The sequence below is a fragment of the Glycomyces artemisiae genome (assembly GCF_003002955.1).
Classification (GTDB): Bacteria; Actinomycetota; Actinomycetes; order Mycobacteriales; family Micromonosporaceae; genus Glycomyces; species Glycomyces artemisiae.
The window spans coordinates 101,158-121,407 of the sequence record NZ_PVTJ01000012.1 but is presented as its reverse complement, the minus strand read 5'-3'; the positions used below and the strand labels follow the sequence as shown (position 1 = coordinate 121,407).

Annotated in this window: 20 protein-coding genes; 16 read left to right on the top strand and 4 right to left on the bottom strand. The window is 73.6% G+C overall.

Translation table 11 applies throughout. The annotated features are described in order from the left end of the window. The first annotated feature begins 52 nt into the window (after positions 1-52). From B0I28_RS24220 to B0I28_RS24165, 12 genes are all read left to right on the top strand, one after another. Entirely contained in the window at positions 53-793 is a 741-nt protein-coding gene (locus B0I28_RS24220; protein WP_106366434.1) for an SDR family oxidoreductase, read from the top strand. 12 nt (positions 794-805) lie between these two features. Further along, complete coding sequence (locus tag B0I28_RS24215; RefSeq protein WP_106366433.1) at positions 806-1,390, top strand: TetR/AcrR family transcriptional regulator; 585 nt, start codon at positions 806-808, stop codon at positions 1,388-1,390. Positions 1,391-1,394: 4 nt separating this feature from the next. Beyond that, on the top strand, positions 1,395-2,363 hold the full coding sequence (locus B0I28_RS24210) for a zinc-binding dehydrogenase (protein WP_106366470.1): 969 nt from the start codon (positions 1,395-1,397) through the stop codon (positions 2,361-2,363). Continuing rightward, positions 2,360-3,091 (top strand): glucose 1-dehydrogenase, encoded by a 732-nt coding sequence (locus B0I28_RS24205; RefSeq protein ID WP_106366432.1) that lies wholly within the window; start codon positions 2,360-2,362, stop codon positions 3,089-3,091. The genes B0I28_RS24210 and B0I28_RS24205 overlap by 4 nt, the downstream gene beginning before the upstream one ends. A 110-nt stretch (positions 3,092-3,201) precedes the next feature. Next, positions 3,202-3,918 carry an ABC transporter ATP-binding protein gene (locus B0I28_RS24200; protein ID WP_106366431.1) on the top strand — a complete coding sequence of 239 codons (717 nt, stop codon included), beginning with the start codon at positions 3,202-3,204 and terminating at the stop codon, positions 3,916-3,918. Continuing rightward, complete coding sequence (locus B0I28_RS24195) at positions 3,915-4,631, top strand: ABC transporter ATP-binding protein (protein ID WP_106366430.1); 717 nt, start codon at positions 3,915-3,917, stop codon at positions 4,629-4,631. Before B0I28_RS24200 ends, B0I28_RS24195 begins: the two co-directional genes overlap by 4 nt. A 49-nt stretch (positions 4,632-4,680) precedes the next feature. Next, positions 4,681-5,559: a branched-chain amino acid ABC transporter permease gene (locus tag B0I28_RS24190; protein ID WP_106366429.1), complete on the top strand. Its 879-nt coding sequence runs from the start codon at positions 4,681-4,683 to the stop codon at positions 5,557-5,559. Next, the gene (locus B0I28_RS24185) at positions 5,556-6,560 is read left to right on the top strand and encodes a branched-chain amino acid ABC transporter permease (RefSeq protein ID WP_106366428.1); all 1,005 of its coding nucleotides are present in this window, start codon (positions 5,556-5,558) and stop codon (positions 6,558-6,560) included. Before B0I28_RS24190 ends, B0I28_RS24185 begins: the two co-directional genes overlap by 4 nt. Before the next feature lie 5 nt (positions 6,561-6,565). Next, positions 6,566-7,828 (top strand): ABC transporter substrate-binding protein, encoded by a 1,263-nt coding sequence (locus B0I28_RS24180; RefSeq protein WP_106366469.1) that lies wholly within the window; start codon positions 6,566-6,568, stop codon positions 7,826-7,828. Positions 7,829-7,849: 21 nt separating this feature from the next. Next, entirely contained in the window at positions 7,850-8,893 is a 1,044-nt protein-coding gene (locus tag B0I28_RS24175) for a phosphotransferase family protein (protein ID WP_106366427.1), read from the top strand. Next, positions 8,869-10,110, top strand: coding sequence for an acyl-CoA dehydrogenase family protein (locus B0I28_RS24170; protein ID WP_245889090.1), 1,242 nt, complete (start codon positions 8,869-8,871; stop codon positions 10,108-10,110). Before B0I28_RS24175 ends, B0I28_RS24170 begins: the two co-directional genes overlap by 25 nt. After that, positions 10,107-11,690, top strand: coding sequence for an AMP-binding protein (locus B0I28_RS24165; protein WP_106366425.1), 1,584 nt, complete (start codon positions 10,107-10,109; stop codon positions 11,688-11,690). The genes B0I28_RS24170 and B0I28_RS24165 overlap by 4 nt, the downstream gene beginning before the upstream one ends. On the opposite strand, the gene B0I28_RS24160 is transcribed toward B0I28_RS24165, so the two are convergent. Then, positions 11,687-12,112 carry an acyl-CoA thioesterase gene (locus tag B0I28_RS24160; RefSeq protein ID WP_245889089.1) on the bottom strand — a complete coding sequence of 142 codons (426 nt, stop codon included), beginning with the start codon at positions 12,110-12,112 and terminating at the stop codon, positions 11,687-11,689. The genes B0I28_RS24165 and B0I28_RS24160 overlap by 4 nt on opposite strands. Positions 12,113-12,141: 29 nt before the next feature. Here B0I28_RS24160 and B0I28_RS24155 point away from each other — a divergent pair, with 29 nt between their 5' ends. Further along, positions 12,142-13,344, top strand: coding sequence for an acyl-CoA dehydrogenase family protein (locus B0I28_RS24155; RefSeq protein WP_106366424.1), 1,203 nt, complete (start codon positions 12,142-12,144; stop codon positions 13,342-13,344). A gap of 13 nt (positions 13,345-13,357) precedes the next feature. After that, positions 13,358-14,578, top strand: a complete 1,221-nt coding sequence (locus B0I28_RS24150) for an acetyl-CoA C-acetyltransferase (RefSeq protein ID WP_106366423.1) — start codon at positions 13,358-13,360, stop codon at positions 14,576-14,578. A gap of 49 nt (positions 14,579-14,627) precedes the next feature. On the opposite strand, the gene B0I28_RS24145 is transcribed toward B0I28_RS24150, so the two are convergent. Genes B0I28_RS24145 through B0I28_RS24135 form a run of 3 tightly spaced genes read right to left on the bottom strand, consistent with a single transcriptional unit; the run spans position 14,628 to position 16,935 of the window. After that, on the bottom strand, positions 14,628-15,083 hold the full coding sequence (locus B0I28_RS24145; protein ID WP_106366422.1) for a MaoC family dehydratase: 456 nt from the start codon (positions 15,081-15,083) through the stop codon (positions 14,628-14,630). Beyond that, complete coding sequence (gene fabG, locus B0I28_RS24140) at positions 15,080-15,832, bottom strand: 3-oxoacyl-ACP reductase FabG (RefSeq protein ID WP_106366421.1); 753 nt, start codon at positions 15,830-15,832, stop codon at positions 15,080-15,082. Before fabG ends, B0I28_RS24145 begins: the two co-directional genes overlap by 4 nt. Positions 15,833-15,846: 14 nt before the next feature. Continuing rightward, entirely contained in the window at positions 15,847-16,935 is a 1,089-nt protein-coding gene (locus B0I28_RS24135; RefSeq protein WP_106366420.1) for an alcohol dehydrogenase catalytic domain-containing protein, read from the bottom strand. Positions 16,936-17,071: 136 nt separating this feature from the next. Here B0I28_RS24135 and B0I28_RS24130 point away from each other — a divergent pair, with 136 nt between their 5' ends. Beyond that, entirely contained in the window at positions 17,072-17,725 is a 654-nt protein-coding gene (locus B0I28_RS24130) for a TetR/AcrR family transcriptional regulator (protein ID WP_106366419.1), read from the top strand. Positions 17,726-17,762: 37 nt separating this feature from the next. After that, a complete protein-coding gene (locus tag B0I28_RS24125) occupies positions 17,763-20,249 on the top strand; it encodes an MMPL family transporter (protein WP_106366418.1) in 2,487 nt (828 codons plus the stop codon). Position 20,250 lies beyond the last annotated feature (1 nt).

Genomic DNA, 20,250 nt, shown 5'->3' with positions numbered 1-20,250 from the left:
GAACGCCATGGTACGGTCACCTGCATACCGACCAGACGGTTTGGAGTCGTGGATGCAGAGGTTCGCGGACAGAGTCGCCCTCATCACCGGAGCGAGCAGGGGCATCGGCTTCGCCGTCGCCCGGCGGCTCGTCGACGAGGGCGCGTCGGTCGTCGTCACCGGTCGCGACGAGGAGGCCCTCAAGGCCGCCGTCGCCGAACTCGGCGAGGAGCGCGCCGCCGGCGTCCCCGGCAAGGCCGACGACCCCGCCCACCGGGACGCGGCCGTCGCGCACGCCGCCGAGCGGTTCGGCGGCCTCGACCATCTCGTCAACAACGCCGGGATCAACCCCGCGTACGGGCCCCTCACCGGCATCGACTTCGACGCGGCCCGCAAGATCCTGGAGGTCAACGTGCTCGCCGCGCTCGCCTGGACGAGCGCGGCCCTCAAGGGAGGGCGGCTGAAGTCGGTCGTGAACATGGCCTCGATCGCGGGCACCGCCGCCAGCCCCGGCATCGGCTTCTACGGGATCTCCAAGGCCGCGTTGATCAACCAGACCCAGCAGCTCGCCGCGGAGCTCGCGCCCGCCGCCCGCGTCAACGCGCTCGCGCCCGCGGTCGTCAAGTCCCGCTTCTCGAAGGCGCTCTACGAGGGCCGCGAGGCCGAGGCCGCCGCCGCGTACCCGCTCGCGCGGCTCGGGGAGCCCGAGGACGTCGCCGGGCCGGCCGCGTTCCTGCTCTCGGACGACGCCGCCTGGATCACCGGTCAGACGATCCTCGTGGACGGCGGCGCCAGCGCCCGCCTCACCTGGTGAAGGATGGGAGCCATGAAGACGAAGAACGTGGCCGACGAGGTGCTCCGCGCCGCCCTCGAACTGTTCGCCGCGCAGGGGTACGCCAACACCAGCGTCCAGCAGATCGTGCAGGCCGCGGGCGTCACCAAGGGCGCCATGTACCACTACTTCACGTCCAAGGACGACCTGCTGTTCGCGATCTACGAGCGGATGCTGTCGCTCCAGAAGCGCCGCCTCGACGAGATCACCGCGGCGGGCGGCGAGACCGAGGACGTGCTGCGGGCGGTGTGCGAGGACGTGGTGGTGACCTCGATCGACTTCCTCCCCGAGGGCACGGTGTTCTTCCGCAGCCAGCACATGCTCACGCCCGAGCGGCAGGCCGAGGTCAAGCGGCGCAGGCGCGAGTACCACGACAAGTTCGCCGAGCTCATCGTGCGCGGGCAGGAGGAGAAGCGGTTCCGCGACGACGTGCCCGTCTCGGTCCTCATCGCGCACTTCTTCTCCGACATCCACTACCTGCCCCACTGGTTCACCTACGAGGGGCCCGAGAACGAGGCCGAACTGGCCGCCCAGATCACCGAGCTGTTCCTGCGGAGCCTGCGGAGGGCCGATGGCTGAGACCATGCGCGCGTGGCGGATCGGCGCCTACGGGGAGCCCGCCGACGTCATGGCACTCGGCGAGGCGCCCGTGCCCGAGGCCGGGCCCGGCGAGGTCCTGATCCGCAATCGCGCTGTGGCCGTGAACTTCCCGGACGTGCTGCTCGCACGCGGGCAGTACCAGGAGCGGCCGCCGCTGCCGTTCACGCCCGGGATCGAGCTGTGCGGCGAGGTCGCCGCGCTCGGGCCCGGCGCGGAGCGGTTCGCGGTGGGGCAGCGGGTGGTCGCGACCGCGATCGGCGTCATGGCCGAGTACGCCGCCGTGCCGGAGGCGTCGGTCCACGAGGCGCCGGACGCCCTGGACGACGCGGCCGCCGCGGCGTTCCTCATCGCGTACCAGACCGCCTGGTTCGGACTCCACCGGCGCGCGAATATCCAGAGTGGAGAAACACTCCTCGTCCATGCCGCCGCGGGCGGCGTCGGCACTGCCGCCTGCCAGCTCGGCGCGGTCGCCGGGGCCGAGGTGATCGGCGTCGTCGGCTCCGAGGCCAAAGCGCGCGTTGCGGAAGCGTCCGGGGCGGCGCGGGTGCTGCTGCGCGGCGAGGACTGGGCCGGCGCGGTCAAGGCCGCCGGGGGAGCGGACGTCGTGTTCGACCCTGTCGGCGGCGCCGCGTTCACCGGGTCCGCCAGGGCCGTGGGCTTCGAGGGCCGCATCGTCGTGGTCGGCTTCGCCTCCGGGGAGGTCCCGCCCGTGCGCGCCGACCACGCCCTGGTCAAGAACTACAGCGTCCTCGGCCTCCATTGGGCCCTGTACCAGCGCCGCCGCCCCGACCTCGTCGCCGAGGCGCACGCCGAGCTGACCCGCCTCGCCGCCGAAGGGGCCGTGCGGCCCGTCGTCTCGGCGGCGGTGCCCTTCGCCGATGCGGCGCAGGCGGTCCAGCGGCTCGCCGACGGCGGGACCACCGGGCGGCTCGTGGTGGCGGTGGGGGAGTGAACGGCCTGGCCGGGCGCACCGCGATCGTCACCGGCGGCGCCCGCGGCATCGGCGAGGCGTACGTGCGGGCCCTGCACGCCGAGGGCATGCGGGTCGTGATCGCCGATGTCCTTGCAGAACAAGGGAAGGCGCTGGCCGAGGAGCTGGACGGGGCGCGGTTCTGCGCGCTCGACGTGACCGACGAGGGCGCCTGGGACGCCGCGGTCGCGGCGACGCTCGACGCGTTCGGGGCGGTCGACGTGCTCGTCAACAACGCCGGGATCGCGAACGCCGCCCCCATCGAGCACTTCACGCTGGCGAAGTGGAACGCGGTGCTGGCGGTGAACCTCACGGGCGTGTTCCTCGGCTGCCGGGCCGTCGTGCCCGCCATGAAGGCCGCCGGGCGCGGCGCCATCGTCAACGTGTCCTCTGTGGAAGGGCTGCGCGGTTCGGAACGGCTGCACGGCTACACCGCGGCCAAGTTCGGCGTCCGCGGGCTCACCAAGTCGCTCGCCGTCGAGCTCGGGCCCGCCGGGATCCGCGTCAACTCGCTCCATCCCGGGTTCGTCGCCACGGACATGACCACCCGGATCGACCCCGGCCGGCTCCAGATCCCGCTGGGGCGCCCCGGCGTCCCCGCCGATCTCGCCGGGGCCATCGTGTTCCTCGCAGGGGACGCCTCCGCGTACCTCACCGGCGCCGAGATCGTCGTCGACGGCGGCATGACCGTCGGCATCCCTCACACCTGACCTGCCGAAAGACACGCAAGATATCGACATGGATTCACTGTCCTCAGCACATACCGTCCGGTCGGTATCTAGGGTATGGTGAGACCACCCCCACACGAAGAGGTGCGCGCATGACCCCCTCCCCGCCCCGACTCGCCGTGAGCGGCCTCGAAGTCGCCTTCGGCGGCCTCACCGCCCTCGACGGCGTGAGCTTCGACGTCCGCCCCGGCGAGACCGTCGCCCTCATCGGCCCCAACGGCGCGGGCAAGACCACCGCCTTCAACGCGATCTGCGGACTCGTCAAGCCTCGCAAGGGAACCGTGCACATCGACGGGCGGCCCGCCCCCGCCCGGACCACCCGCCTCCTCGCCGCGGGCGTCGCCCGCACCCTCCAGGGACTCGGCCTGTTCGACCGCCTCACCGTCCTCGACAACGTCCGCGCGCCCCTCATCGCGCTCCGGGACCGCGACGCGGACGCCAAGGCCCGCACCGTCCTCGACGACCTCGGCCTGACCGGACTCGCCGACCGGCCCGCGGGCGCCCTGCCCTACCCCGAGCGCAAGCGCGTCGCGCTCGCCCGCGCCCTCGCGCCGCGCCCGCGGCTCCTGCTCCTCGACGAGCCCGCGGGCGGCCTCGGCCCCGCCGACATCGACGCCCTCGCCGAGACCGTCGACCGCCTCGACTGCGCCGTCCTCCTCGTGGAGCACCACGTCGACTTCGTCATGCGCACCGCCGACCGCATCGTCGTCCTCGACTTCGGCCGCGTGATCGCCACCGGCACCCCCGACGAGGTCCGCGACGACCCCGCCGTCGAAGCCGCGTACCTGGGTGTGGAGGCCGCCGCATGAGCGCCCTCGCCTGCGACGGCCTCACCGTCGGCTACGGCGACGGCGCCCCCGTCATCGACGGGCTGCACCTCGACCTCGCCGAAGGCGCCGTCACCGCCCTCCTCGGCGCCAACGGCGCCGGGAAGACCACGCTCCTGCGGGCCCTCACCGGGCTGGTCCCGCTGCGCGCGGGGCGGATCCTCCTCGGCGGCACCGACCTGACCGGTATGTCCACTGAGGATCGGATGCGGGCCGGACTCGGACTCGTGCCCGAAGGGCGCAGCACGGTCGTGGAGCTCACCGTGGACGAGAACCTGCGCCTCGGCGGGCTCTGGCGGCACAAGGCGAAGGCCCGCAAGGCCGCCGTGGAGGAGATGTACGGACTGTTCCCCGCGCTCGACCGGCGCCGCCGCACGCCCGGCCACACGCTCTCGGGCGGGGAGCGGCAGATGCTCGCCCTCGCCCGCGCCCTCCTCGCCCGGCCCCGCGTGCTCCTGCTCGACGAGCCGTCGCTCGGTCTGGCGCCCAAGGCGACCGCGCAGCTCCTCGGCGTGCTCCGCGAGACCGCGGCCCGCACCGGACTGACGGTGCTCCTCGCCGAGCAGAACGCCGCGAGCGCGCTCTCGGTCGCCGAAAGGGGCGTCGTGCTCTCGCTCGGCGCGGTCGCCGCCGACCGCCCGGCCGCCGAACTCGCCGCCGACCCGGCCCTGCGCCACGCCTACCTGGGGTTCTGATGGAACGAGCCCCCGCACTCGCCCCCCGGCACGAAACGGAGCCGCGCTGATGGACCGCCTCCTGTTCCTCCTCGCCGCCGGGCTCGCCCGCGGCGCCGTCCTCGCGCTCTTCGCGCTCTCGCTCGTGATCGTCTGGCGCGCCGCGAGAGTCGTCAACTTCGCGCAGGCCGCCATGGCCGCCGCCGCCGTGTACGCGGCCTTCCACGCCACCGCCGCCACCGGCTCCTACTGGATCGGCCTCGCCACGGGCCTCGCCGCCGGGGCGCTCCTCGGCGCCGCCGTCGAACGCGGCCTCATGCGGCGCCTGCCCGCGCACGCGCCGCTCCCGGGCATCATCGTCGCGATCGGACTCGTCATGGTCCTCCAAGCCGGGCTCGCCATCGCCTTCGGCCCTGAGCACCGGCCCATGCATCCGCCGTTCTCGCAGCGGCCCTTCGTGATCGGCGGTGTGCCCCTGCTCTCCCCGTACGACTTGTTCACGCTCGGCGCGGCCGCCGCGGTCATGGCCGCCCTGGCGCTGCTGTTCAACCGCACCCCGCTGGGCCTGCGACTGCGGGCCGCGGCGTTCGCGCCCGAGACCGCCCGGCTCGCCGGGGTGCGCGTCCCGCGCATGGTCGCACTCGGCTGGGCCCTGTCGGCCGCCGCCGCGGCGCTCGCCGCACTCCTGCTGGTGCCCACCGAACTCGGGCTCAACCCGCACGCCGTGGACCTCCTGTTCGTGAACGCGTTCGCCGTCGCCGTCATCGGCGGCCTCGACTCGCCCGCCGGGGCGCTCCTCGCCGGGATCGGCACCGGCCTGCTCGTCAGCCTCGTCACCGGGTACGCCTCCGCGTCCGCGGCCCCGCTCGCCGTCCTCGCGCTCATGACCCTCGTGCTCCTGGTCCGCCCCGGCGGCCTCCTCGCCGCGAAGGAGGCCCGCACCGCATGAAAACCCCGCTGCGCGCCCTCCTCCTCACCGTCCTCGCCCTCGGCGGGACCTTCGGGCTCGACCCGTTCCGCAACTACCAGCTCGCCGCCGCCGCCGCGTGCTTCGCCGCCGTCGCGGGCCTCACCGTCCTCGTCGGCCTCACCGGGCAGCTGTCCCTCGGCCACGCGGTCCTCATGGCCGCCGGAGGCTACGGATTCGCTTGGGCCGCAACGGCAGTGGACGGTCCATGGCCGCTCGCACTGCTCGCCGGCCTCCTCGCCGCGGCCCTGGCGTCCGGCCTCCTCGGGCTGCTCCTCGGCGCCGCCGCCGCGCGCCTGCGCGGCCCCTACCTCGCCGGACTCACCCTCGCCCTCGTCATCGCCCTCTCCGCCGCGGCGGGCGCCCTGCCGCTCGGCGGCGACCAGGGCGTCCGCGCGCCCTTCTTCCCCGTGCCCGAAGCGCTCTCGGCGCTCATCGCCGTCGAGCAGTGGCACGCGTGGCTCGCGATCACCGTCGCCGCGGCCGCAGTCACGCCGCTCGCCGTCCTCCGCTCCGGCCCGGCCGGGCTGCGCATGCGCGCGGTCCTCGACGACGAGACCGCCGCCCGGCTCTCCGGCATCGACCCCGGGCGCGTGAAGACCGGCGCGTTCGTCGCCTCCGCGATCCCCGCGGGGCTCGGCGGCGCGGTCCTGGCGATCGCCACCCAGCAGGTCACGCCCGGCGGATACGGCCTCGCGTTCTCGCTGTCGCTCGTCGTCGCGGCCGTCGCCGGCGGCCTCGGCAGCATCGGCGGCGCCGCCGCAGGGGCGGTCCTGGTGACCGTCCTCCCCTGGGCCGCAGACGAACTCGCCGCCCTCGCCCCCGCCGAACTCGGACGGCGGCTCGACGGGAACCTCGCGGTCCTCCTCTTCGGCGCCGCCCTCGTCGCCCTCACCCTCGCCTGGCCCGGCGGCGCCGCCCGCCTGCTCCACCGGGCCCGGGCCCTCCGCTTCGCAACCCCTTCCACGACCACAGAGAGGTGATCGTCATGCGAAACCCCAGAACCCTCAGCACCGCCGCCGCACTGGCCGCGGCCGCCCTCGCCGCCGCCGCGTGCTCCACGCCCGGCGGCGACGAGACCGTCCCCGGCGTCACCGACGACGCCGTCGTCATCGGCACCCACCAGCCGCTCACCGGCCCGGCCGCCGCCGGGTACTCCGCGATCTCCGCGGCCACCGCCGCCTACTTCGCGTACGTCAACGCCAACGGCGGCGTCAACGGCCGCGACATCGAGTACCTCGTCAAGGACGACGCGTACGACCCGGCCGCCACCCAGACCGCCGTGCGCGAACTGGTGACCGAGGACGAGGTCTTCGCGATCGTCAACGGCCTCGGCACCCCCACGCACTCGTCGGTCCTCGACTACCTCGACCAGCAGGGCGTCCCCGACCTGTTCGTCTCCTCCGGGGCGCTGGCCTGGAACCAGCCCGAGGTCTACGACAGCACCTTCGCGTTCAACGCCGACTACGTGACCGAGGGCGCCGCGCTCGCGCAGTACGCCGTCGAGCAGGACCCCGGCGCGGTCGTGTGCGTCCTCGGCCAGGACGACGACTACGGCGAGGGCATCCTCGAAGGCGTCGAGACCGTGGTGGGCTCCAACGAGATCGCCGAGGTCCAGACCTACGCGGTGTCCAGCGAGGACCTCACGGCGCAGCTCGGCGCCATGATGACCGCCGGGTGCGAGGTGAACGTCCTCGGCACCATCAACGGGTTCACCGCGATGGCCGTGGGCACCGCGGCCCAGATGGAGTGGTTCCCGCGGTGGTACGTGTCCTCCTCCGGCGCCGACTACCCGACCCTCGCGGGCTACCTCGGCGAGGACCTCGCCCCCGCGCTCCTCCAGGGCATGGTGAGCGTCAACTACCTGCCCTCCAGCGCGGGCGGCGAATGGGACGCGCTGTTCCGCGAGATCAACGACGAGTACAACGACGGCGCGCCCTACACCGGGAACACGGTCTTCGGGATGAGCGTCGGCTACCTGTTCGCCGAGGCCCTCGCCGCCGCCGGGGACGACCCGACCCGCGAGTCCCTCGTGGCCGCCGTCGAATCGGGCGACCTGGCGGGCAACGGGATCGTGCCCCTCTCGTTCTCCGAGGACGACCACGCCGCCTACCGGGCCGTGGGCGTCACCGTCGTCGACGAGGGCGTCCAGGACTACGCCGGACCGGTGTACGAGGTGACCGCGGGCGGCGTGAACGCGATCGAGGCGTCCCCCGTCCCCCTGGAGAACGAAGGCATCCCGGGCGAGTAGCCCGCGAGCGGAAGGAGACCGATGACCGACATGCCAGGGCTCGACACCGCGGGGCTCGCCCGCTGGCTGGCCCGGGAGCACCCCGGGCTCGCGGGGGAGGGCCCGCTGCGGGCCGCGCTGATCGACGGGGGGCGCTCGAACCTGACGTACCGGGTCGACGGCGCCGAGACCCCGCTGGTGCTGCGGCGCCCGCCCCTGGGCCACGCCCTGCCGACCGCCCACGACATGCGCCGCGAGCACCGGGTCGTCACGGCCCTGCACGGGACGATCCCGGTGCCCGCCACCGTGGACGTCGTGGACGACACCGAGGCCCGCGAGGTCACCGGCACGGTCTTCTTCGTGATGGCGTTCGTCGAGGGCGCGGTCCTGGACCGCCCCGCGCGCAACGCCGACTGGACCCCCGCGGGACTCCACGGCCTCGGGATCGAGGTCGCCGAGATCCTCGCCGACCTCCACGCCGCCGAGCCCGAGGCGCTCGGGCTCGGCGGCTTCGGCCGGCCCGACGGGTACCTGGCGCGCCAGATGCGCACCTGGGCGCGGCAGCTCGACGCGTCCCGGTCCCGGGAGGTCCCGGCCCTGGACGCCCTCGGGACCCGGCTCGCCGCCGCCGTCCCGGACTCCGGCCGCGCCGCGATCGTCCACGGCGACTACCGACTCGACAACATGATCGTCGCCGGGCCGCCCGGATCACCGCGCGTCGCCGCCGTCCTCGACTGGGAGATGGCGACCCTCGGCGACCCGCTCGTGGACCTCGGCATGCTCGGCATGTACTGGCACATCACGGAACTCGCCGGCGGCGAGCGGGCCGCGGGCGCGATCGTCCCCGGCGCGGGCTACCCCGCGTTCGGCGAGATCGTCGACGCGTACGCGGCGCGCGCGGGGACGCCCGTCCCCGACCTGCGCTGGTACCGGGCGTTCGCCTGCTACAAGCTTGCGGTGATCCTCGAAGGGGTCCACTTCCGGTACACGAAGGGCCACACCGTGGGCGAGGGCTTCGATGCGATCGGGGCGCTCGTGGCGCCCCTGGCGGAGGAGGGGCTGTGGATTTCCGACCCGACGAGATGACCCGCGCGTTCGCCGACGAGGCGGCCGCGTTCCTCGACGAGCACGTGCTCCCCGCCGAGCCGGTGCTCGCGCAGCAGCTCGCGGCCGCGCCCGGCGAGTGGGGCCCGCGCCCGATCGTGCGCGAGCTCCAGGAGATCGCCCGCGAACGCGGCCTGTGGAACCTGTTCCTGCCGCCGGGACCGCACGGGCGCGGCGGGGGCCTGTCGAACCTCCGGTACGCGCCGGTCGCCGAGATCACCGGCCGCAGCTCCCGGCTCGCCCCGGCCGCGATGAACTGCGCCGCGCCCGACACCGGGAACATGGAGCTCCTCGTCCACTTCGGCACGCCCGAGCAGCAGGAGCGGTGGCTCGAACCGCTCCTGGAGGCCCGCATCCGCTCGGCGTTCTGCATGACCGAGCCGGGCACCGCCTCCTCCGACGCCTCCCAGATCGGGACCCGGGTCCAGCGGGACGGCGGCGAATGGGTCGTCAACGGCCGCAAGTGGTTCGCGACAGGCGCCATGAACCCCGAGTGCGAGCTCCTCGTCGTCATGGGCAAGACCGACCCGAACGGGCCGCGGCACCGGCAGCAGTCGATGGTCCTCGTCCCGCGCGGCACCCCCGGCGTCACCGTCGTCAGGCCGCTCACGGTCCTCGGGTACGACGACCGCGACCACGGCGGGCACGCCGAGATCCGCTTCGAGGACGTGCGCGTCCCCGCCGCGAACCTTCTCGGCGAGCCCGGCGGCGGGTTCGCGATCGCGCAGGCCCGCCTCGGGCCCGGCCGGATCCACCACTGCATGCGCGCCCTCGGCATGGCCGAGCGGGCCCTGGACCTGGTGCGCGGCAGGGCGAACGAGCGGATCGCCTTCGGCGGGCCGCTCGCCCGCCGGGGCGTGGTCCGCGAGTGGGCCGCCGACGCGCGCGTCCAGGTCGAGGCGCTGCGGCTCCTGGTCCTGAAGACCGCGTGGCTCATGGACACCGAGGGGAACCGGGCCGCCATGAAGGAGATCCAGGGGATCAAGGTCGCCGTCCCCCGTGCGGTGCAGGGGATCCTCGACCGCGCGATCCAGCTGTTCGGCGCGGCCGGGCTCACCGGCGACCACCCGCTGGCGGAGATGTTCGCCGCCGCGCGGGCGCTGCGCCTGGCCGACGGCCCCGACGAAGTCCACGCCGCCTCCCTCGGCAAGGCCGAGCTGCGGCTATCATCATCCACAATGGAAGGAGCCGTGCAATGACGCACCGACCCGACCCCGCGATCGACGGCCCCGGCTACGGGACCCTCTCGATCGCCGCCATCCTCGCCGACACCGCGCGCCGCACGCCGGACGCGCCCGCCCTGCACTTCATGGGCGCCACCTTGCATTACGGGGAGCTGTGGGACCAGACCCGCGCCTACGCCGGGGCGCTCGCGGCCCGCGGCGTCGGGCGCGGCTCGCGCGTGGCGATGCTCGTGCCGAACGTCCCGGACTTCCCGCGCGTCTACTACGCGGCGCTCGCGCTCGGCGCCGTGATCGTGCCGATCCACCTGCTGTTCAAGGCCGACGAGATCGTGTTCGTGCTGGAGGACTCCGAGGCCGAGCTCCTCGTGGCCGCCGCGCCGCTCCTCGCCGAGGCCGCCCCCGCCGCGGCGCGCACCGGGACCCCGCTCGTCTCGGTGCTCGCCCCCGAGGGCCTCGAAGTCGGAGGCCGGCCCCTGCCGCGCCTCGAAGCCGAAGCGGCGCAGGCGGACCCGATCGAACGCTACGCCTCGGTCAACCCCCTCGACGCCGCCACGATCCTCTACACGTCGGGGACGACCGGCACGCCGAAGGGCGCGGTCGGCTCGCACCTGGCGATGGTCGAGCAGGTCAACGTCTCCCTCATCGACTCGTTCCCGATGTTCCCCGAGGACGTGGTCTACGGCGGGCTCCCGTTCTTCCACTCCTTCGGGCAGATGGCCGTCCTCAACGTCGCGTTCCGGCGCGGCGCCTCGATCATCCTGCTCCCGAAGTTCGACCCCGACGATGCGCTGGAACTGCTCAACCGCCACGGCGGCACCGTGTTCACGGCGGTGCCCACGAACTTCGCAGGGCTCGTCGAGGCCGCCGGGCGCAACCCCGCGCGACCGCCGCTGCGGTTCGCGGTCTCGGGCGGCGCGGCCCTGCCGGTGGCGCTGCTGGAGGCGTTCGAGGCGGCGTTCGGCGCGCAGGTCCACGAGGGCTACGGGCTCACGGAGACCGCGCCGTCGGCGACGTTCAACAAGGCGGGCGAGCCGATCCGGCCCGGGACCGTCGGCACCCCGATCTGGGGCGTGGACGTCGCGGCGGCCGACGCCGAGACCGAGGACCGCATCGTCCTGCTGGCCCCCGGCGAGCTCGGCGAGATCGTCATCCGCGGCCACAACCTCATGAAGGGCTACCTCGGGCGGCCCGACGCGACGGCCGCGGCGGTCGTGGACGGGTGGTTCCGCTCCGGCGACCTCGGCACCGTCACCGCCGACCACGTCGTGACCATCGTGGACCGCAAGAAGGACATGATCATCCGCAACGGCTACAACGTGTACCCCTCGGAGGTCGAGGCGGTCCTCGCGCGGCATCCGGCGGTGTCGATCGGCGCGGTCTTCGGCGTCCCGCACGACACGCACGGCCAGGAGGTCCACGCGGCGGTCGTCCCCGCGCGGGGCCGGGAGGTCGACGCGGCGGAGGTCGTGGCGTTCATGAAGGAGAAGGTCGCGGCCTACAAGTACCCGCGGGTCGTCCACGTCGTGGAGGCCCTCCCGCTCGGCGCGAGCGGGAAGGTCCTCAAACGCGAACTGGTGCAGAGGTTCACGCCTTAGCGCGCGCCTTCGCCGATCCGCAGCTCCGCCTCCACGGCGGCGCGGACCGGCGCGGGCACCGGCACCGGGCGGCGGCGGGCGCGGTCCACGAACACGTGCGTGAACCGCCCCAGCGCGAGCGGCGCCTCCCGGCCGGGGGCGCCCTCGCGCAGGATCGCCAGGTCCCACGTGATCGAGGTGGTCCCGAGGCGGGCCACCGCGATGTCCACCTCCAGGACGTCGGGGAACGAGGCGGGCGCGAGGAACTCGCACGACGAGGCCCGCGCCAGCCCGATGACCTCCCCGGCCGGGTCCAGGCCCGCGCGGCGCATCATCCAGGTGTTGACGCCCGAGTCCATCGCCTCGTAGTACACGGTGTTGTTCATATGGCCGTACTGGTCGTTGTCGTTCCAGCGCAAGGGGAACGGGAATCGGTTGGTCACGGTCTCCTCCAAGGGGAAGGCGGGGGTCCATGCATCCTAACCACATACCGACCGGTCGGTCCAATCTGTTGGAGGGCGACTTCTACGCCTTCCAGGACCTCCTCGCGCCCGAGGAGCGGGAGGCCGCGCTCCGCCTCCGCGACTTCATGGAGCGCGAGGTCCGGCCCATCGCCGACGACTACTGGGACCGCGCCGAGTTCCCGCACCACCTCATCCCGGGCATCGCCGCCACCGGCGTCCTCGGCACCGCCTGGCCCGAGTCCCGCCGGTTCCCCAACAGCGCCCTCTTCCGCGGCTGGGCCGCCGTCGAGATCGCCCGCGTCGACGCCTCCTTCGCCACCTTCGTCGGCGTCACCTCCGGACTCGCCATGGGCGCCATCGGCGTCGGCGGCTCCGACGAGCAGCGCGCCGCATGGCTCCCGCCCATGGGGCGCGGCGAGGTCGTCGGCGCGTTCGGCCTCACCGAGCCCCTCGCCGGGTCCGACACCGCCCGCGGCCTGCGCACCACCGCCGTCCGCCGCGGCGACACCTGGATCCTCGACGGCGCCAAGCGCTGGATCGGCAACGCCACCTTCGCCGACATCACCCTCATCTGGGCCAAGGACATCGACGACGGCCAGGTCAAGGGCTTCATCGTCCGCAAGGACACCCCGGGCTTCAAGACCGAGAAGATCGAGCGCAAGCAGTCCCTGCGCGGCGTCCAGAACGCCGACATCACCCTCACCGGCGTCGAAGTCCCCGAAGCCGACCGGCTCCAGCGGATCGACTCCTTCAAAGACCTCGCCGGCGTCCTCGGCCCCACCCGCGTGGGCGTCGCCTGGGAGGCCATGGGCATCGCCCTCGGCGCCCACGAGGCCGCCGTCCGCTACGCCGCGGAGCGCGAGCAGTTCGGGCGCCCCATCGCCTCGTTCCAGCTCGTGCAGCAGAAGCTCGCCGAGAACCTCGCCGACGTCACCGCCGGGCTCGCCGTCTGCGTGCGCGCCGCCCAGCTGGAGGACGCCGGGAAGCGCCGCGACGAGCACGCCGCCATGGCGAAGGCGTTCTGCACCTCCCGCATGCGCACCGTCGTCGCCCGCGCCCGCGCCGTCCTCGGCGGCAACGGCATCCAGCTCGACCACGGCGTCGCCCGATACTTCGCCGACGCCGAGGCCGTCTACTCCTACGAGGGCACCTACGACATGAACACCCTGATCGTCGGCCGGGCGATCACCGGACGCCAAGCGTTCGTCTAGAAAGGACACCGTCATGACCGAGGCCTACATCGCCGCCACCGCCCGCTCCCCGATCGGCCGTGCCCGCAAGGGCTCCCTCAAGGACGTCCGCGCCGACGACCTCGCCGCGCAGATGGTCCGCGCCGCCGTCGACAAGGTCCCCGGCCTCGACCCGGACCGCATCGACGACCTCCTCCTCGGGTGCGGCATGCCCGGCGGCCGCCAGGGCATGAACATGGCGCGCATCGTCGCCGTCATGCTCGGCTGGGGCGCCGTCCCCGGCGCCACCGTCACCCGCTACTGCGCCTCCAGCCTCCAGACCACCCGCATGGCCTTCCACGCGATCAAGGCGGGCGAGGGCGACGTCTTCGTCTCCGCGGGCGTCGAATCCGTCTCCGGCATGGACGTCGGCTCCAGCGACGCGATCCCCGGCGCCGAACTGGAGAATCCCGTCTTCGCTGAAGCGATGCGCCGCACTGCGAGACGCGCCGGAGGCACCCCCGACTGGACCGACCCTCGCGAGGACGGCCTGCTCCCCGACGCCTACATCGCCATGGGCCAGACCGCCGAGAACGTCGCCGCACTCCGCGGCATCACCCGCGAGGAGCAGGACGCCTACGCCGCCCGCAGCCAGCAGCGCGCCGAACGCGCCATCGCCGAAGGCTTCTGGGACAAGGACATCACCCCCGTCACCCTTCCCGACGGCACCGTCGTCGCCGCCGACGACGGCCCCCGGCCCGGCACCACCGTCGCCGGACTCGCCGCGCTCGACCCGGTCTTCCGGCCCGGCGGGACCGTCACCGCCGGGAACGCCTGCCCCCTCAACGACGGCGCCGCAGCCCTCGTCGTCGTCTCCGACCGCGCCGTGGCCGAACTCGGGATCGAGCCGATCGCGCGCATCGTCGCCACCGGCGTCTCCGGGATCTCCCCGGAGATCATGGGACTCGGCCCGGTCGAGGCGTCCCGGCGGACGCTCGCGCTGGCGGGCCTGGGGATCGGGGACATGGACCTCGTCGAGATCAACGAGGCGTTCGCCGCGCAGGTGATCCCCTCGGCCCGGGACCTCGGGATCGATGAGGACCGCCTCAACGTCAAAGGCGGCGCGATCGCCGTCGGCCACCCGTTCGGGATGACCGGCGCGCGGATCACCTCGACGCTGCTGAACGCCTTGCAGGACACCGGCGGCCGGTACGGCCTGGAGGCCATGTGCGTCGGCGGCGGCCAGGGCATGGCGATGGTCCTCGAACGGCTTTGATCCCACACGAAAGCGGCGCGGGCCCACGAGGCCCGCGCCGCTTCGTTCCCTACGCGGGGACGTAGAGCGTGATGGTGTCCGCGACGAGCGCGGGCTTCTCGGCGCCCTCGATCTCGACGGCGACGGCGTACCCGGCGCGCACGCCGCGGGCGGTGGCCTCGGCTGAGGCGAGCTCCACGACGGCGCGGACGCGGGCGCCGACCGGGACCGGCTGGAGAAACCGCAGCCGGTCGAGGCCGTAGTTGACGGACATGGCGAGGCCGTCGATCGCGACGAGCCCGCTGAGCAGGTGCGGCAGGAGCGAGAGCGTCAGGTACCCGTGGGCGATCGGCGCGCCGAAGGGACCGGCGGCGGCGCGGGCGGGGTCGGTGTGGATCCACTGGTGGTCGCCGGTGGCGTCGGCGAACGCGTCGACGCGGTCCTGGTCGATCGTGAGCCATTCGCTGGTGGCCTTGGCGCCCAAGGAGTTCGCGAGGTCGGCGGGGGAGGCGGCGGTGATCGTCATGCCTTCGGACCTCCGGCGACGTAGAGGACCTGCCCGGAGACGTACCCGGCCTCCTCGGAGCAGAAGAACGCGACGGCGGCCGCGATGTCCTCGGGCCGGCCGACGCGCCCGACCGGGACCTCCTTCGCGGCGTGCGCGAGGAAGTCGGCGAAGGGCACGCCCACGCGCTCGGCCGTCGCCTTCGTCATCTCGGTCTCGATGAACCCGGGCGCGACGGCGTTCGCGGTGATCCCGAACTTGCCGAGCTCGATCGCGAGCGTCTTGGTCAGGCCCTGCATGCCGGCCTTTGCGGCGGCGTAGTTCGCCTGCCCGCGGTTGCCGAGCGCGGAAGTGCTGGAGAGGTTGACGATCCGGCCCCAGCCGGACTCCACCATGGACGACTGGACGGCGCGGGCCATGAGGAACGCGCCGCGCAGGTGGACGCCGAGGACGGCGTCCCAGTCGGCGGCGCTCATCTTGAACAGGAGGTTGTCGCGGAGGATCCCGGCGTTGTTGACGAGGATCTGCGGCGGGCCGAGCTCGGCGGCGGCGCGCGCGACGGCGGCCGTCGCGGCGGCCTCGTCCGCGACGTCGGCGCCGATGGCGATCGCCTTGCCGCCCTTGGCGTTGATGTCGTCGGCGACGCCTGCCGCCTGGTCCTCGGCGAGGTCGAGGACGGCGACGGCGTGCCCGTCGGCGGCGAGGCGGCGGGCCGTGGCGGCCCCGATGCCGCGCGCGGCTCCGGTGACGATGGCGGTCCGTGAGGTCATGGGCGTCCTTTCGGTCAGAACATGATGAGCTGGCGCAGCGCCTCGCCCGAGGCGAGGCGGTCCAGGGCGGCCGGGAGGCCGTCGAGGCCGATCCGGTCGGAGACGAGCCGGTCGAGCGGGAGTCGCCCGGCACGCCAGAGGTCCGCGTAGCGGGGGACGTCGTCGCCGGGGACCGCGGAGCCGAGGTAGGACCCGACGACGGTGCGCGCCTCGGCGGTCAGGCGCAGCGGCGCGAGCGACGCGCGCGCGTCGGGGTGCGGCAGGCCCACGGTCACGGTGGTCCCGCCGGGGGCGGTGAGCGCGAACGCGGTCTCGAACGCGCGGGCCGAGCCCGCGGCCTCGACGACGACGGGCGCCCGGAGTACTTCGGCCGCTTCGGGAGTGCGGGCCTCGGCCCCGAGCGACCTGGCCAGGTCCAGTTTCGCGGGCACGGTGTCGACGCCGATCACGGAGTGGCCCAGAGCCAGCGCGACCAGGAGCGCGGCCATGCCGACCCCGCCGAGGCCCACGACCGCCACGGGCGCACCGGGTTCGGGCCTGCCCGCGTTGACGACGGCGCCGCCGCCGGTGAGCACCGCGCACCCGAGCAGGGCCGCAATGTCCGCGGGCACGTCGTCCTCCACCGGGACCACGGAGCTCTCGGAGACCACCGCGTGCGTCGCGAACGCGCTCACGCCGAGGTGGTGGGCGACGGGCTCGCCGCCGCGGCTGAGCCGCACGGCCCCGCCGACGAGGGTCCCCGCCGCATTCGCAGCGGAGCCGACCGCGCACGGCAGGCGCCCGAGCGTCCCGCACTCCTCGCAGCGCCCGCAGCGCGGCAGGAACGTCATGACGACGCGGCGGCCGACCGCGACGCCGGTTTCCGGGCCCGCCTCCTCGACGATGCCCGCGGCCTCGTGGCCCAGGAGCATCGGCACCGGCCGCACTCGGCTGCCGTCGACCACCGACAGGTCCGAGTGGCATAGTCCCGCGGCCTCCACGCGCACCAGCAGCTCGCCCGGTCCCGGGCGGTCGAGCTGCAAGGGCCCCAAGGTGACCGGCCGCGACTCGGCGTACGGCGCGGGGGCGCCGCAGCGCTCCAGCACGGCTCCGGTGATCTCCACGCCGACCTCCTCGTCGTTCGGTACCGCTCAGCATACCGACTGGACGGTTTGCAGCGCCAGTCCCGCGCCGCGGCGACCTGTGGCGATCCGCACAAGATGATGCACTCAGTGCATCGTTGCATTTAGTGTAGGCGGCATGGCCGCTCCCGCAGGACCCGTCGACCCGCCGCCCGGCCCGCCGGTCGACCGCCGCGCCGCGCTCAAAGCCAAGAGCCGCAAGGCGATCCTCGACGCCGCCGCCGACCTCATGCGCGAGCGCCAGGGCACCGGGTTCTCCGTCGACGAGCTGGCCGCCGCCGCCGACGTCTCGCGCCGCACCGTCTTCAACCACTTCGCGACCCTCGCCGACGTCGCCACCGAGGTCGCCGGGCAGATGCTCGTCGAGGTCGTCGACCGCATGTCCGCGCGCGCCGCCAACGACGAGCGCGAACCCGACACCGTCCTCGCCGACCTCGCCGCCACCTCCTCCGGCGACCACCTCGTGCCCGTCGTCGTGGAGCTCTTCGGGATCCTCGGCGGCGAGCCGCAGCCGGGGGAGCGCGAAGCCCTGCTCATGCAGCGCGCCTTCAACCTCTTCACCGAGCGGATGACGGCCGCGATGACGGGCCGCCACCCCGACGTGGACGCCCTCGCCGTCCGCCTCCTCGTCGCCGCGTTCTGCGGCGGCCTCCTCGGATTCGTGCACCTCTGGATCGAGGAGACCGGCGCCGCGGACACGCCCGGTTCGCGCCGCGCCTGGGACCGCTTCGTCGGCCGCGTCACCGCGGTCCTCCGCGAGCCCGGCACCTGAGCACCAGAACACCCGCAACCACCACCAGGAGACCACCTTGGCCGAATTCCTGTACCGCGTCGGGCGCTGGTGCGCCCGCCGCGCCAAGACCGTCATCGCCGCGTGGGCGCTGATCCTCGCGGCCGCCGCCGCGGCGTTCGTGCTCTTCGGCGGCGCCTTCGCGACCACGCTCTCCATCCCGGGCACCCCGACCGAGGAGGTCACCGACCACCTCGCCGAGGCGCTCCCCGAAGCCTCCGGCGGCACCGGCAGCATCGTCCTCTCCACCGCGAACGGCGACCCGTTCACCGACGAGCAGAAGGCCGCGATCTCGGCCCTCATCGCCGACGCCGCCGACGTCGACGGCGTCGAGACGGTGGTCGACCCGTTCGCCACCGAGGCGCAGCGCGAGGAGCAGCAGACCCAGATCGACCAGGGCCGCACCCAGATCGAGGACGGGCTCGCCCAGGCCGAGGCGGGCCGCGCCCAGATCCAGGACGCCCGCGCCGACCTCGACGCGTCCCAGGCGCAGCTCGACGCCGCCCGCGAGCAGTTCGGCGACTCCGCCGACCTCGACGCCCAGCAGGCCCAGCTCGACGCCGGGTACGCGGAACTCGAAGCGCAGGAGGCCCAGCTCGAAGCGGGCGCCGCCGAGCTCGAAGCCCAATCGAAGTCCCTTGAGGACGGCGCGGTGCTCCTCGACCTCGCCGCCGACGCGGGCGTCGTCTCCTCCGACGGCAGCGCCGCCATCGTCACGGTCGCGTTCACCGAGCCGCAGATGGACGTCACGCCCGAGACGAAGGAGGACGTCACCGCCGTCTTCGAGGACTCCCCTGTGGACGGCGTGGACTTCGACTACTCCTCCGAGATGCTCGACGCCGTCCCGCAGATCGCGGGCGTCAGCGAGGTCATCGGCCTCGTCGTCGCCGGGATCGTCCTGGTTCTCATGCTCGGCACGTTCGTCGGCGCGGTCCTGCCGCTCGCCACCGCCCTCGTGGCCGTGGGCATCGGCGCGCTCGCGAGCATGTCGCTCTCCGGCGCCGTCGAGATGACCTCGGTGACCCCGATCCTCGGCCTCATGCTCGGCCTCGCCGTGGGCATCGACTACTCGCTGTTCATCGTCAACCGGCATCGGCGCCAGCTCAAAGAGGGCTACGACGTCGACGAGTCGATCGCGCTCGCCACCGGCACCTCCGGGAACGCGGTCGTGTTCGCGGGCGCCACGGTGCTCATCGCCTTGGTGGCGTTGAACATCACCGGCATCCCGTTCCTCGGCCTCATGGGCTCGATCGGCGCGTTCTGCATCGCGATCGCGGTGCTCGTGGCGATCACGTTCATCCCGGCGCTCCTGCGCCTCGCGGGCCTGAAGATCCTGTCGAAGCGCGAGCGCAAGGCCCGCGAGGACCACGCGGAGACGCGCAAGCCCGACCCGCAGCCGATGCACACCGGCCGCGCCGTCATGCGCGTCCTCGTCGGCCTCGGCGCGCTCATCGCCGTCGCGCTCCCCGCGATGGACCTGCGGCTCAACCTGCCCGACGGGTCCTCCGAGCAGCACGACACCACCCAGTACCAGGCGTACGAGACGATCGCCGAGCGCTTCGGCGAGGGCCAGAACGGCTCGCTGCTCGTCGTCGCCGACCTCGCCGAGGCCCCGGCCGACGACACCGCGGCGCTCGCCGACCAGGTCGCCGTCGCCCAGGCCGTCGCCGCCGAGGACGACGTGGTCGCCGTGGCGCCCATCGGGACCTCCGAGGACGGCACCACCATGGCGTTCCAGGTGATCCCCGAAGAGGGCCCGACCTCGGAGTCCACTCAGGAGCTCGTGCACGCCCTGCGGGACCTGTCCGTGGACGGCGTCGAGGACGTCGGCGTCGCCGGCTCGGCCTCGGGGAACATCGACATCTCGGAGATCCTCGCCGACGCGCTCCCGGTATACCTCGCGGTCGTGGTGGGCCTGTCGCTCATCATCCTCATCCTGGTGTTCCGGTCGATCCTCGTGCCGGTGCTCGCGACGCTCGGGTTCATCCTCAGCTACTTCGCGGCCCTCGGCGGCGTCGTCGCGATCTACCAGTGGGGCTGGCTCGCCGACGTCTTCGGCGTCGACACGCCCGGCCCGATCCTGAACTTCCTGCCGACGCTCCTGGTCGGCATCCTGTTCGGGCTCGCCATGGACTACATGCTGTTCATCGGCTCGGGCATGCGCGAGGCGTACGCCCACGGCGCCCCGGCGCGGCAGTCCGTCGTCCTCGGCGTGCGCGCCGGCCGGTCGGTCGTCACGGCCGCCGCGATCATCATGATGGCGGTCTTCGGCGGGTTCATCTTCTCCCACTCGACGATGATCCGGCCGATCGGCTTCGCGCTCGCCTTCGGCGTGCTCGTCGACGCGTTCCTGGTCCGGATGCTCATCATCCCGGCGCTCATGCACCTCGTGGGCGACAAGGCGTGGTGGCTGCCGAAGTGGCTCGACCGCATCCTCCCGGACGTGGACGTGGAGGGCGCGGCACTGGAGCGCCGCCACCCGCACGTGGAGAAGGCCGAGGACTGAC